Annotated in this window: 11 protein-coding genes; 4 read left to right on the top strand and 7 right to left on the bottom strand. The window is 68.8% G+C overall.

All coding sequences use genetic code 11. The annotated features are described in order from the left end of the window. Nucleotides 1-2 precede the first annotated feature (2 nt). Nucleotides 3-1,493, bottom strand: coding sequence for a replicative DNA helicase (gene dnaB / locus J8M50_RS03300; RefSeq protein ID WP_010354091.1), 1,491 nt, complete (start codon nt 1,491-1,493; stop codon nt 3-5). 461 nt (nt 1,494-1,954) lie between these two features. Here dnaB and J8M50_RS03295 point away from each other — a divergent pair, with 461 nt between their 5' ends. Then, nucleotides 1,955-3,292 carry an MATE family efflux transporter gene (locus tag J8M50_RS03295; RefSeq protein ID WP_029183911.1) on the top strand — a complete coding sequence of 446 codons (1,338 nt, stop codon included), beginning with the start codon at nt 1,955-1,957 and terminating at the stop codon, nt 3,290-3,292. Between the two features lie 146 nt (nt 3,293-3,438). On the opposite strand, the gene rplI is transcribed toward J8M50_RS03295, so the two are convergent. The 4 genes from rplI to rpsF all read right to left on the bottom strand — a co-directional run bounded on the left by rplI (nt 3,439) and on the right by rpsF (nt 5,176). After that, nucleotides 3,439-3,885, bottom strand: coding sequence for a 50S ribosomal protein L9 (gene rplI, locus J8M50_RS03290; RefSeq protein ID WP_010354089.1), 447 nt, complete (start codon nt 3,883-3,885; stop codon nt 3,439-3,441). Between the two features lie 18 nt (nt 3,886-3,903). Further along, on the bottom strand, nt 3,904-4,140 hold the full coding sequence (gene rpsR, locus J8M50_RS03285; RefSeq protein WP_010354088.1) for a 30S ribosomal protein S18: 237 nt from the start codon (nt 4,138-4,140) through the stop codon (nt 3,904-3,906). Between the two features lie 61 nt (nt 4,141-4,201). Continuing rightward, nucleotides 4,202-4,813 (bottom strand): single-stranded DNA-binding protein, encoded by a 612-nt coding sequence (locus tag J8M50_RS03280; protein WP_059044608.1) that lies wholly within the window; start codon nt 4,811-4,813, stop codon nt 4,202-4,204. Nucleotides 4,814-4,885: 72 nt separating this feature from the next. Continuing rightward, complete coding sequence (rpsF, locus tag J8M50_RS03275; RefSeq protein WP_010353482.1) at nt 4,886-5,176, bottom strand: 30S ribosomal protein S6; 291 nt, start codon at nt 5,174-5,176, stop codon at nt 4,886-4,888. Nucleotides 5,177-5,402: 226 nt separating this feature from the next. Between rpsF and J8M50_RS03270 the strand changes: the two genes are divergently transcribed. From J8M50_RS03270 to J8M50_RS03260, 3 genes are all read left to right on the top strand, one after another. Further along, entirely contained in the window at nt 5,403-5,720 is a 318-nt protein-coding gene (locus J8M50_RS03270) for a hypothetical protein (RefSeq protein WP_010353481.1), read from the top strand. A gap of 183 nt (nt 5,721-5,903) precedes the next feature. Continuing rightward, nucleotides 5,904-7,022 carry a lipid II:glycine glycyltransferase FemX gene (locus J8M50_RS03265; protein WP_010353480.1) on the top strand — a complete coding sequence of 373 codons (1,119 nt, stop codon included), beginning with the start codon at nt 5,904-5,906 and terminating at the stop codon, nt 7,020-7,022. Between the two features lie 63 nt (nt 7,023-7,085). Then, nucleotides 7,086-8,117 carry an alanine racemase gene (locus J8M50_RS03260; RefSeq protein WP_010353479.1) on the top strand — a complete coding sequence of 344 codons (1,032 nt, stop codon included), beginning with the start codon at nt 7,086-7,088 and terminating at the stop codon, nt 8,115-8,117. Nucleotides 8,118-8,226: 109 nt separating this feature from the next. Here J8M50_RS03260 and J8M50_RS03255 read toward each other — a convergent pair whose 3' ends face one another. Then, a complete protein-coding gene (locus J8M50_RS03255) occupies nt 8,227-9,726 on the bottom strand; it encodes a glycosyltransferase family 87 protein (protein ID WP_010353478.1) in 1,500 nt (499 codons plus the stop codon). A gap of 174 nt (nt 9,727-9,900) precedes the next feature. Further along, nucleotides 9,901-12,564 carry a transglycosylase domain-containing protein gene (locus J8M50_RS03250; RefSeq protein ID WP_010353477.1) on the bottom strand — a complete coding sequence of 888 codons (2,664 nt, stop codon included), beginning with the start codon at nt 12,562-12,564 and terminating at the stop codon, nt 9,901-9,903. Nucleotides 12,565-12,568 lie beyond the last annotated feature (4 nt).

The following is a 12,568-nucleotide window of genomic DNA, read 5'->3' as shown; positions in this document are numbered from 1 at the left end:
CGTCAGGTCTGCGCCATGTCCACGAAGCGGGAGTAGTGGCCCTGGAACGCGACCGTGATCGTGGCGGTCGGGCCGTTTCGGTGCTTGCCGACGATGATGTCGGCCTCGCCCGCGCGCGGGGACTCCTTCTCGTAGGCGTCCTCGCGGTGGAGGAGGATGACCATGTCGGCGTCCTGCTCGATGGAGCCGGACTCACGCAGGTCGGAGACCATCGGCTTCTTGTCGGTGCGCTGCTCGGGGCCACGGTTCAGCTGCGAGAGCGCGATGACCGGGACTTCCAGCTCCTTGGCGAGGAGCTTGAGGTTCCGGGACATGTCGGAGACCTCCTGCTGACGGCTCTCGGAGCGCCCCTTGCCGCCGGACTGCATGAGCTGGAGGTAGTCGATGATGACGAGCTTGATGTCGTTGCGCTGCTTGAGGCGCCGGCACTTCGCGCGGATCTCCATCATCGAGAGGTTCGGCGAGTCGTCGATGTAGAGGGGCGCGGCGGAGACCTCGGGCATCCGGCGGGCGAGCCGCGTCCAGTCGTCGTCGGTCATCGTGCCGGAGCGCATGTGGTGCAGGGCGACCCGCGCCTCGGCGGACAGCAGGCGCATCGCGATCTCGTTGCGGCCCATTTCGAGGGAGAAGATGACGCTGGCGAGGTTGTTCTTGATCGACGCCGCGCGCGCGAAGTCCAGCGCGAGCGTCGACTTGCCCATGGCGGGACGGGCCGCGATGACGATCATCTGACCGGGGTGCAGCCCGTTGGTGAGGGAGTCGAGGTCGGTGAACCCGGTCGGCACCCCGGTCATCTCCCCGCTGCGCGACCCGATCGCCTCGATCTCGTCGAGCGCGCCCTCCATGATGTCGCCGAGCGGCAGGTAGTCCTCGCTGGTGCGCTGCTCGGTGACCGCGTAGATCTCGGCCTGGGCGCGGTTGACGATCTCGTCGACGTCGTCGTCGCCCGCGTACCCCATCTGCGTGATCCGCGTCCCCGCCTCGACCAGCCGGCGCAGCACCGCGCGCTCGTGCACGATCTCGGCGTAGTACTCGGCGTTCGCCGCGGTCGGGACGGTCTGGACGAGGGTGTGCAGGTACGACGCCCCGCCCACCTTGTTGATCTCGCCGCGCTTGGTCAGCTCGGCGGCGATCGTGATGGGGTCGGCGGGCTCGCCCTTGGCGTAGATGTCGAGGATCGCCGTGTAGATCGTCTCGTGGGCCGGCTTGTAGAAGTCGTGGCCCTTGAGGATCTCGACGACGTCGGCGATGGCGTCCTTGGACAGGAGCATGCCGCCGAGGACGGACTGTTCGGCGTCGAGGTCCTGCGGCGGGACCCGTTCGAAGGCCACCGCGCCGTCCCACTCGCCGTCCTCCCGGCCCCGGTCGTGCTGGTCGTCGCGACCCCGGCCCCGGCCGCCCCCGCCGCCCTCGCCCCGGCGGCGCGTCGGGGGAAGACGATCGCTGGGGCCACTGTCCGCCCACGGGTCGTCCAAGGGCTCGGAAACACTCACCGAGCGACCTCCATCCCGTCCGCCGAGCGGACCCTCGCCGTGTCTTCATTTCTACGGCACGGCACTGACAAATAAGAGGCCCGACTCCGGTTGTCGCGCGTCGGTTTTGCGGGGGTTTCCCCGGCCGACGGTCGGAGCGGGCGCCGGACCACGGTAGGCCCCCCAGCACCGTCAGCCAATCTGGTTATCCACAGGCCATGTGGATGACGGCCCCGATGCTGTGGACAACTCCCCGAAACCTGTGCACGAGTCGGTGGACAGTGCTGTGAACAAGCCCTCGCCTTTTTCTTCGCACCCCGCCTGACCTGCGACTTCCCCATCCACCGGCTGTGCAGAAGAAAAACTTCCCCACTCGGCCCAAGATGACCTCGAACAGCGCACGAAAGGACACGGAGCGAGACGATCAGTAAGGACTCAATCCATCTTGCGACACTTACCTGTGGACGATTAGATTAGTGTTCATGACATCGGCCCCCACGACCACCAAGGCCACCAGACGCCGCCACGACCGCGAGATCGTCGCGCTGGCCGTCCCGGCCTTCGGCGCCCTCGTCGCCGAACCCCTCTTCGTCCTCGCCGACAGCGCGATCGTGGGCCACCTCGGCACGGCACAGCTCGCCGGACTCGGTGTCGCCTCCGCCCTGCTGACGACGGCCGTCAGCATCTTCGTCTTCCTCGCCTACGCCACGACGGCCGCCGTCGCACGCCGCGCGGGCGCCGGTGACCTGTCCGCCGCGATCCGCCAGGGCGTGGACGGCATCTGGCTCGCGCTGCTCCTCGGCGCGGCCGTGATCATCGCCGTCCTCCCCTCCGCCCGGGCCCTCGTCGACCTCTTCGGCGCCTCGGCGACAGCGGCGCCGTACGCGACGACCTATCTGCGCATCTCCGCGCTCGGTATCCCGGCCATGCTGATCGTCCTCGCCGCGACCGGTGTCCTGCGCGGCCTCCAGGACACCAGGACCCCGCTGTACGTCGCGATCGCCGGCTTCGTCGCCAACGCGGGCCTCAACGCCGGGCTCGTGTACGGCGCCGGCCTCGGCATCGCGGGGTCCGCCTGGGGGACGGTCATCGCGCAGTGGGGCATGGCCGCGGCCTACCTCGTGGTCGTCGTGCGGGGAGCCCGGCGCCACGGTGCCTCCCTGCGTCCGGACGCCGCCGGCATCAGGGCCTCCGCGCAGGCGGGGGCGCCCCTGCTGGTCCGTACGCTCTCGCTGCGGGCCATGCTGATGATCGCGACCGCGGTCGCCGCGCGCCTCGGGGACGCGGACATCGCCGCCCACCAGATCGTGCTGTCCCTGTGGAGCCTGCTCGCCTTCGCGCTGGACGCCATCGCGATCGCCGGCCAGGCGATCATCGGCCGCTATCTGGGGGCCGGCGACGCGGAGGGCGCCCGGCAGGCCTGCCGACGGATGGTGGAGTGGGGGATCGCCGTAGGGGTGGCCCTCGGCATCGTCGTCATCCTCACGCGCCCCCTGTTCCTCCCCCTGTTCACGAGCGACTCCGTCGTGAAGGACGCCGCGCTCCCCGCCCTCGTCCTGGTGGCCCTCTCCCAGCCGGTCAGCGGCATCGTCTTCGTCCTGGACGGCGTCCTGATGGGAGCGGGCGACGGCCCCTACCTGGCGGGCGCGATGCTGGTGACCCTGGCGGTCTTCGCCCCGATCGCCCTCCTGATCCCGACACTGGGCGGCGGCCTCACGGCCGTATGGGGGGCGATGACGCTGATGATGACGATCCGGATGCTGACGCTGTGGGCACGTACGCGTTCGGGCCGATGGATCGTGACGGGCGCTACGCGCTGAGCGTTTCACGTGAAACATCGCCCTGCTTAATCGCCCTGTTTCACGTGAAACATCGCCCGCCCGAGACCACGAACCCGAGCCCACGAAAAGGGACCGCACCTCAAGAGGTACGGTCCCTTTCCTGTCGGCTCAAGCCGAGCGCAGCGTTACGCTGCGACGACCTCGATGTTGACCTTCGCGGCCACCTCGGGGTGCAGGCGCACAGCCGCCTCGTGGGCGCCCAGCGTCTTGATGGGCGAGCCCAGCTCGACACGGCGCTTGTCGACCTTCGGGCCACCGGCAGCCGCGATCGCGGAAGCGACGTCGGCCTGGGTGACGGAACCGAAGAGACGGCCGGCGTCGCCGGAGCGAACGGCCAGACGGACCTTCACACCTTCGAGCTGGGCCTTGATGCTGTTGGCCTGCTCGATGGTCTGGATCTCGTGGATCTTGCGAGCACGACGGATCTGCTCGACGTCCTTCTCGCCACCCTTGGTCCAGCGGATCGCGAAGTTCCGCGGGATCAGGTAGTTACGGGCGTAGCCGTCCTTGACGTCGACGACGTCGCCCGCGGCGCCGAGGCCGGAGACCTCGTGGGTGAGGATGATCTTCATGTTTCGGTCACCCTTCCTTTATCGCGCCTGGGCGGTGTACGGCAGCAGCGCCATCTCACGGCTGTTCTTGACGGCCGTGGCGACGTCACGCTGGTGCTGCGTGCAGTTGCCGGTCACGCGACGGGCACGGATCTTGCCGCGGTCGGAAATGAACTTCCGCAGCATGTTCGTGTCCTTGTAGTCCACGTACTGGACCTTGTCCTTGCAGAACGCGCAGACCTTCTTCTTAGGCTTGCGCACAGGCGGCTTCGCCATGGTGCTTTCTCTCCTGTGTGATCAAGAAGTGTGAGTACGCCCCACCCCTCGGCCCTGGGGCCTAGAAGGGGGGCTCGTCCGAGTAGCCGCCGCCGCTCTGGCCGCCGCCGGAGTTTCCACCCCAGCCGCCGCCACCGGCGCCGCCGCCCTGCTGGCCACCGGCGGGTGCGCCGGTCGCCCACGGGTCGGCCTCGGGCGCACCGCCGCCGCCCTGCTGGCCGCCGCCGGAGCCTGCGCCCCAGCCGCCGCCGGCCTGACCGCCGCCGTAACCGCCCTGGCCGCCACGGGCACCGCCGCCACCGCCACCGCCACTGGTCTTGGTGACCTTGGCCGTGGCGCTGCGCAGGCTGGGGCCGACTTCCTCGACGTCCAGCTCGTAGACCGTGCGCTTGACGCCCTCACGGTCCTCGTAGGACCGCTGCTTCAACCGGCCCTGCACCATGACGCGCATGCCTCGCTGGAGCGACTCCGCGACGTTCTCCGCCGCCTGGCGCCAGACCGAGCAGGTCAGGAAGAGGCTCTCGCCGTCCTTCCACTCGTTGGTCTGGCGGTCGAAGGTGCGGGGAGTGGACGCGACACGGAACTTCGCGACCGCCGCACCGGAGGGGGTGAAGCGCAGCTCGGGGTCATCGACAAGGTTGCCGACGACCGTGATGACGGTCTCGCCTGCCATGGGGGAACCTCTCGGCGGGTTTGCTCTGGCTGCTTGCTGCTACTCGGATCCCGGGACCGGGTGAGCCGGAGCTCAGTGGGTCTCGGGGCGGAGGACCTTGGTCCGGAGGACCGACTCGTTCAGGTTCATCTGGCGGTCGAGCTCCTTGACGATCGCGGGCTCAGCCTGCAGATCGATGACCGAGTAGATGCCCTCGGGCTTCTTCTTGATCTCGTACGAGAGACGACGACGGCCCCAGGTGTCGACCTTCTCGACCTTTCCGTTGCCCTCACGGACGACGGAAAGGAAGTTCTCGATCAGGGGGGCGACAGCGCGCTCCTCCAGATCGGGGTCGAGGATGACCATCACCTCGTAGTGACGCATGTGGAACCCACCTCCTTCGGACTCAGCGGCCACGGTCGATCCGTGGCAGGAGGGTTGTGATGCGTAGCAGCGGTGTCGCCGGCAGAGCCAGGACAGACACCGATGCAGACGGTACAGACTACCCGCACCCCCGCTTGCGGTTGAAATCCGGCCGTCCGGACCCTCAATCTGTACACATCGGGTGTGTACGGCGCTACGATGCGCCGCCTTCCGCAGGAGGTGCCCCATGGCACAGGCATTGCGACCCAACACCGCCGGCTCTCTCTTCGCCACCGACGGCCGAGCCCACCCCCTCCAGGACACGCTGCTCGCGGTGACCCTGGTCCTCGGGGTGACGGCCTTCGTCACGGCGATGTTCCACAACCTGCATCTGCTCAGTTCCTGGACCGGTCTGGCCGGGATCCTCACCGGCGCCTACGGGCAGTGGGTCTCCGAGACCACGCGTGAGCGGTTCGGCCTGATCCTGGGCCTCGGCGCCAGCGCCGTCGGCTTCTTCCTCGGCATGGCCCACGGCGGCCTCTTCGGAGGCGTCATCGGGGGGTGACCCCTCCGCACGTGAGCAACGCGTAGGCCGGGTACGCCACCTGACGGATCGCGTCGGCCGTACCCGGGCCCGAACGCAGGTTCCGTACGCCCAGTCGAGGCGCTCGCGGGGCGCAGTAGGCTTCGGCGCTAGAGCCGGAGCCCCTGTACCCATGGGGACACCCCAGCCCGAGGAGCGCCCCGAATGAGCCTGACCCTGAGGACGATCAGCCGCGAGCAGCATCTGGCGTACATCCAGAGCCTGCCGGCGGCGAGCCACATGCAGGTACCCGCATGGGCCGACGTCAAGGCGGAATGGCGTTCGGAGAGCCTCGGCTGGTTCGACAAGGCCGGCCAGCTGGTCGGCGCGGGCCTGGTGCTCTACCGGCAGCTCCCGAAGATCAAGCGCTACCTGGCCTACCTGCCCGAGGGCCCGGTGATCAACTGGTACGCGCCGAACCTGAACGAGTGGCTGGAGCCGATGCTCGCGCACCTGAAGCACCAGGGCGCGTTCTCCGTGAAGATGGGCCCGCCGGTGATCATCCGCCGCTGGGAGGCCATCTCCATCAAGGCCGGGATCCAGAGCCCGGACGTGAAGCGGCTGCGGGACATCGAGGCCGACTTCATCGAACCGCGCGCCTTCGAGGTGGCCGACAAGCTGCGCCGGATGGGCTGGCAGCAGGGCGAGGACGGCGGCGCGGGCTTCGGCGACGTCCAGCCCCGGTACGTCTACCAGGTGCCGCTGGCGAACCGGTCCCTGGAGGACGTCCACAAGAACTTCAACCAGCTGTGGCGCCGCAACATCAAGAAGGCCGAGAAGGCCGGCGTCGAGGTCGTCCAGGCCGGCTACCACGACCTGGAGGAGTGGCAGCGGCTGTACGAGATCACGGCCGTGCGCGACCACTTCCGGCCGCGTCCGCTGTCGTACTTCCAGCGCATGTGGTCGGCCCTCAACTCCGAGGACCCCAACCGGATGCGGCTGTACTTCGCCCGCCACAACGGGGTGAACCTCTCGGCGGCGACGATGCTGATCGTCGGCGGCCACGTCTGGTACTCGTACGGCGCCTCGGACAACATCGGCCGCGAGTTCCGGCCGTCGAACGCGATGCAGTGGCGGATGCTGCGGGACGCGTACGCGCTCGGCGCGACCGTGTACGACCTGCGCGGCATCTCGGACTCGCTGGACGAGACGGACCACCTCTTCGGCCTGATCCAGTTCAAGGTCGGTACGGGCGGCCAGGCGGCCGAGTACCTCGGCGAGTGGGACTTCCCGCTCAACAAGCTGCTCCACAAGGCCCTCGACATCTACATGTCGCGCCGCTGACGTCACGTTCAGTGCTTCGATACTCCTGACACCTCACCCCCCAGAAAGGTCCCAGGTCCGGCCATGGCGCTCACCCTCTACGTCGACACCGCGCGCTGGCGGGCGCACCACAAGCACGTGCAGGACCAGTTCCCGGGCCTCGTCCCGGTCTGCAAGGGCAACGGCTACGGCTTCGGGCACGAGCGCCTCGCGGAGGAAGCGACCCGGCTGGGCTCGGACGTCCTGGCCGTCGGGACGACGTACGAGGCCGCGCGGATCAAGGACTTCTTCGGCGGCGACCTGCTGGTGCTGACGCCCTACCGGCGCGGCGAGGAGCCCGTCCCGCTGCCGGACCGGGTGATCCGCTCGGTCTCGTCGATCGACGGCGTGTACGGCCTGGTGGGCGCCCGGGTGGTCATCGAGGTGATGTCCTCGATGAAGCGGCACGGCATCAGCGAGCAGGACCTGCCGCAGCTGCACGCCGCGATCGAGAACGTCCGCCTGGAGGGCTTCGCGATCCACCTGCCGCTGGACCGCACGGACGGCTCGGACGCCGTCGAGGAGGTCATCGGCTGGATGGACCGGCTGCGCGCGGCCCGGCTGCCGCTGCACACGATGTTCGTCAGCCACCTGAAGGCCGAGGACCTGGGACGGCTCCAGCAGCAGTTCCCGCAGACGCGCTTCCGGGCGAGGATCGGTACGCGGCTGTGGCTGGGGGACCACGACGCCACGGAGTACCACGGCTCGGTCCTGGACGTCACGCGCGTCGCGAAGGGCGACCGGTTCGGCTACCGCCAGCAGAAGGCGGCCTCGGACGGCTTCCTGGTGGTCGTGGCGGGCGGTACGTCGCACGGGGTGGGCCTGGAGGCGCCGAAGGCGCTGCACGGCGTCATGCCGCGCGCCAAGGGCGTCGCCCGCGCGGGCCTGGCCACGGTGAACCGCAACCTCTCGCCGTTCGTCTGGGGCGGCAAGCAGCGCTGGTTCGCGGAGCCGCCGCACATGCAGGTGTCGATCCTGTTCGTCCCCTCCGACGCCCCGGAGCCGAAGGTCGGCGACGAGCTGGTGGCCCATCTGCGGCACACCACCACGCAGTTCGACCGCCTCCTCGACCGCTGACGAGGACCGCTGACGAGCACCGCACCGCACGACAGAGGCCGTACGCGACATCCCGCGTACGGCCTTCTGCGTACCCCAACAGGTCCGTTCGCCCAGAGCGAACGGGCCGTCAGGTCTCCTTGCCCCAGCTGACCTGCGGCCCGTCGAGCGGCTCGTCCCTGCGCATCGCGGCCCCGACGGCGCTGAGGACGAAACGGTCCTCGGCGCCGTCCAGCACCCCGCCGGACGGGTCGTCGTCCCCGCTCTGGCGTACGACGTCCCGCTCGGGCATGAGGATGTCGCGGACGACCATGCCGCAGAAGTAGAGCGTGCCCAGCAGATGGCAGGCGATGGCCCAGTGGTAGCCGTCCATCGACAGTCCCTTGTGGGCGTCCCCGCTGGTCGTGTACGCGAGGTACATCCAGATGCCGAGGAAGTACGCCACCTCGCAGACCTGCCAGGCGAGGAAGTCGCGCCACTTGGGCCGGGCGAGCGCCGCGAGCGGCACGAGCCACAGGACGTACTGCGGCGAGTAGACCTTGTTGGTGAGGATGAACGCGGCCACCACCAGGAAGGCGAGCTGCGCGAAGCGCGGGCGGCGCGGGGCGGTCAGGGTGAGGATCGCGATGCCGAGGAAGCACAGCAGCACGAGCAGCGTGGCCAGTGTGTTGACGCTGTCGGTGGTGAGCGGGTCGGAGGAGTTCTGGGCCAGGATCAGCCAGAAGGAGCCGAAGTCGACGCCCCGCTCCTGGCTGAACGTGTAGAACTTCGACCAGCCGTCGAAGGCGAACAGCATCACCGGCAGGTTGACCACGAGCCAGGCGACCGCGGTGCCCCCGAAGGCCTTGCCGAAGTCCTTCCACTTGCCCGCCCGCCAGCACAGCAGGAACAGCGGCCCGAGCAGGAAGACGGGGTAGAGCTTGGCGGCCGTGGCGAGCCCCAGGAGGACACCGAAGGCCAGCGAGCGGCCCCGCGCCCACATCAGCATCGCCGCGGCCGTCAGGGCGCCCGCCAGCAGGTCCCAGTTGATGGTGGCGGTCAGCACGAAGGCGGGCGCCAGGGCGACCAGCAGACCGTCCCAGGGGCGGCGGGCGTGCGTCCGGGAGACGCAGACCGCGATGACCGCGGCGCAGATCATCAGCAGCCCCGCGTTGACCATCCAGTACCACTGTTCCTGGTGCTGGATGGTGCCGCTGTGCGGGGTGAGCCAGCTCGCGACCTGCATGAACACGCCGGTCAGCACCGGGTATTCGAGGTACTGCATATCGCCGGCGAACCGGTCGAAGTACGGCACGAGCCCGTCGGCGAAGCCGCGTCCCTGGTAGAGGTGCGGGATGTCCGAGTAGCAGGCGTGCGTGTACTGCGTGGAGGCGCCGAAGAACCAGCCGCCGTCGTAGCAGGGCGCCTTCTGGATCAGCCCGAGGGCGAACATCCCGATCGCCACGAGGGCGACGACCCGGACGGGGGTCCACCAGGACGTCCCGGTCAGGGCACGCCGTCCGATGGGTCCGCCGATCAGCTCGCTGCCGGCCTCGGCGATCCGGTCTTCCTTGGTGGGCCGTACCGGGTCGGTGGGCCGTACCGGAGCCGGCTCGTGCTCGGTCGCGGGCGTCGATTCTGCACTGGGCATGGCGCACATCCTGCCGTACCGGGCTGGGAAAAAACCGAGGGCCGCCGCACCTCGTCCGGTGCGACGGCCCTCAAGGGTTCGGGGGGCGCTCCCCGGTGGCCGGGGGACGCTCTTCGTTTCACGTGAAACATCGCGATGTTTCACGTGAAACACCCGAGTCGGGCAAGTGGCCCGTTATCCGGTGGAGGTGCCTCCCGAGTTCGCTCCCCCGAAGAGGCCGCCCGAGCTGCCTCTGGACGTGTCCCCGGTGTCGTCGCTCGGCGACGGCGACGGAGTGGAGCCGGTACCGCCGTTGTCGCCGCCCTCCGTGGTGCCCGCGTCCGTGCCGCCGTTCTCGCACCCGAAGCCGAAGGCGCCGCAGGTGTCGGACGGGCTCGGCGAGGGCGAGGGGCTGTTCTGGCTGGGCGACGGGCTCGGCGACGCACTCGGCTCGTCGCTCTCGGAGGCCGAGGGCGACGGGCTCGGCGAGGGCTCGGGGTTGAGGACCTCACCGATCGGCTCCGGCTCCGGGAACGCCTTCACGGGCTGGCCCTTGAGGGCCTCCTCCATGTAGTCGTGCCAGATCTCCGCCGGGAACGAGGCGCCGTGGATCTTCTTCTGGCCACCCGTGCCGAACATCTTCAGGAACTCACGGTTCTTGTTGGTCTCGTCGTCGTCATACCGGAACATCGTGATCGCGGTCGACAGCTGCGGGGTGTACCCGACGAACCAGGCGGACCGGTTGCCGTCGGTGGTGCCGGTCTTGCCCGCCACGTCACGGCCGGTGAGCTGGGCGGCGGTGCCGGTGCCCTTGTCTACGACGGTCTTGAGGATGTCGGTGACGTTGTCGGCGACCTTCTTGGTGAAGGCGTCCTTGGAGACGGTCTCGTGCTTGAAGTTCACCTCCTTGCCCGTGGCCTCCGTGACGGAGAACGGCTCGCGCTGCTTGCCGCTGGCCGCGAAAGTGGCGTACGAGGACGCCATACGGATCGCGCTGGGGTCGGAGATGCCGATGGAGAACGACGGGAAGTTGGTGCCCGTCAGGCTGCCCGGCTTCAGACCCGCGCTGACCGCGGCCTCCTTCACCTTGTCCAGGCCGACGTCCATGCCGAGCTGCACGAAGGCGGAGTTCACGGACTCGCGCATCGCCTCGCGCAGGTCGATCTTGAAGTCGGGCGGGTTGCCCAGGGAGACGTTGCCGTCGTTGGTCTGGAGCCACTCCCCGCCCTTGTCGTCCTTCCAGACGTTCCCGTCGTACTCCTCGATCTTGAGCTTGTTCTTGCCGCTGAACATGCTCTTGGGGGAGACGATGGTGCGCTCGTCCTGGGCCTGGGAGGTGCCGAGGTCCGGGTTGCGCACGCCCCAGGTCATCGCGGCGGCGAGGACGAAGGGCTTGAAGGTCGAACCGACCTGCGCACCGGTCTGGTCGGCGTTGTTGGTGAAGTGCTGGGTGGAGTCCGTACCGCCGTAGATCGCCTCGATGGCGCCCGAGTCCGGGTTGACCGAGGCGCCGCCGAACTGGACGTGCGTGTCCTCGGGTCGCTCCTCGGGCTTGATGTTGGCGTCCTGGACCGCCTTGACCGACTTCTCCAGCTCGTCGACCTTCTTCTTGTCGAAGGTCGTGTAGATCGAGAGGCCACCGCGCTGGAGCCGGTCCTGGCTGATCCCGGTCGTCTGCTCGTTCGTCACCAGGTAGGCGTTCGCGAGGTCGACCAGGTAGCCGGTCTGGCCCTTCAGATTGGTGTTCGAGCGGGGGTTCTGCCACTTGGGGAGCGTCGTGTACTTCGCCCGCTCCGCCGCGTCGAGGTGGCCGTACTCGACCATCTTGTTCAACGTGTCCTGCATCTGGCGCGTGGCCCGGATGGTGTTCTTCTCGGCCGAGGCGTTCGGGTCGACGGACGGCAGGCCCGCCGGGTCGTAGTACGTCGCGCCCTTCAGCATCGCCGCCAGGAAGGCGCACTCACCGGGGTTGAGTTCCCTGGCCTTCTTGTTGAAGTACGCGTGCGCCGCGGCCTCGATGCCGTAGGCGTTGCGCCCGTAGTAGGCCGAGTTCAGGTACCCGGCCATGATCTCGTCCTTGGAGACGTTGTTGCCGACCTTGATCGACACGAAGATCTCCTTGAGCTTGCGGGAGATCGTCTGCGACTGGTCGGCGAGCATGGCGTTCTTGACGTACTGCTGGGTGATCGTGGAGCCACCCTGCGTCTGGCCGCCCCGGGCCATGTTGAAGACGGCGCGCGCGATGCCCTTGGGGTCGATGCCGCTGTCCGTGTAGAAGGACTTGTTCTCCTGCGAGATGACCGCGAACTGCATCGCCTTGGGGATCTCGGGGAGATCGACGATCTGGCGGTTCGTCTCACCCCCGGTGGCGACCATCTGGGTCTTGTCGCTCCAGTAGTAGACGTTGTTCTGCGCTGTGGCGGTCTCGTCGAGCTTCGGGATGCCCACGAAGGCGTACGCGACGCTCGCCGCGGCCATGAGGCTGCCGAAGAAGGCGAGGCACAGCCCCGTGACGAGCTTCCAGGACGGCACCCAGCGCTGCCAGCCGTACTTGTCCTGGCGCGGGTAGTCGATCAGGCGCTTGCGGCCGGAGGGCTGACGGCCCCGGCCCCGGCCGGGACCTGGATCGGGTGCCTTGCGGCGGCCTCCTGCGGAAGGTCTCTGCGCTGCGCGCCGGGCGTCGGCCCGGCCGCCGGACGGCCGTTCCTCGGCTCCCGACTGGTACAGACCGTCGGAAGGGGACTCGGTGTCGCCCCGCGGTGCCGCGCGGCGGCCGGAGGACGAGCCGGACTGGCCGCGCCGGGCCGCGGCACGTCCGCCTCCTTGCGGCTGCGACTGTTTGCGACGGTGCTCGCTCATCGAA

This window comes from Streptomyces acidiscabies, from assembly GCF_020010905.1.
In the GTDB taxonomy this organism is placed as follows: Bacteria; Actinomycetota; Actinomycetes; order Streptomycetales; family Streptomycetaceae; genus Streptomyces; species Streptomyces acidiscabies.
Note: the sequence above shows the minus strand (reverse complement) of the source record. Positions and strands in the feature narration are given on the sequence as shown.

Bases quoted from the DNA above. Each gene is read 5' to 3' on its own strand.
- J8M50_RS03295 (WP_029183911.1), top strand. From the start codon at position 1,955: ATGACATCGGCCCCCACGACCACCAAGGCCACCAGACGCCGCCACGAC.
- rplI (WP_010354089.1), bottom strand. From the start codon at position 3,885: ATGAAGATCATCCTCACCCACGAGGTCTCCGGCCTCGGCGCCGCGGGC.
- rpsR (WP_010354088.1), bottom strand. From the start codon at position 4,140: ATGGCGAAGCCGCCTGTGCGCAAGCCTAAGAAGAAGGTCTGCGCGTTC.
- J8M50_RS03280 (WP_059044608.1), bottom strand. From the start codon at position 4,813: ATGGCAGGCGAGACCGTCATCACGGTCGTCGGCAACCTTGTCGATGAC.
- rpsF (WP_010353482.1), bottom strand. From the start codon at position 5,176: ATGCGTCACTACGAGGTGATGGTCATCCTCGACCCCGATCTGGAGGAG.
- J8M50_RS03270 (WP_010353481.1), top strand. From the start codon at position 5,403: ATGGCACAGGCATTGCGACCCAACACCGCCGGCTCTCTCTTCGCCACC.
- J8M50_RS03265 (WP_010353480.1), top strand. From the start codon at position 5,904: ATGAGCCTGACCCTGAGGACGATCAGCCGCGAGCAGCATCTGGCGTAC.
- J8M50_RS03260 (WP_010353479.1), top strand. From the start codon at position 7,086: ATGGCGCTCACCCTCTACGTCGACACCGCGCGCTGGCGGGCGCACCAC.
- J8M50_RS03255 (WP_010353478.1), bottom strand. From the start codon at position 9,726: ATGCCCAGTGCAGAATCGACGCCCGCGACCGAGCACGAGCCGGCTCCG.
- J8M50_RS03250 (WP_010353477.1), bottom strand. From the start codon at position 12,564: ATGAGCGAGCACCGTCGCAAACAGTCGCAGCCGCAAGGAGGCGGACGT.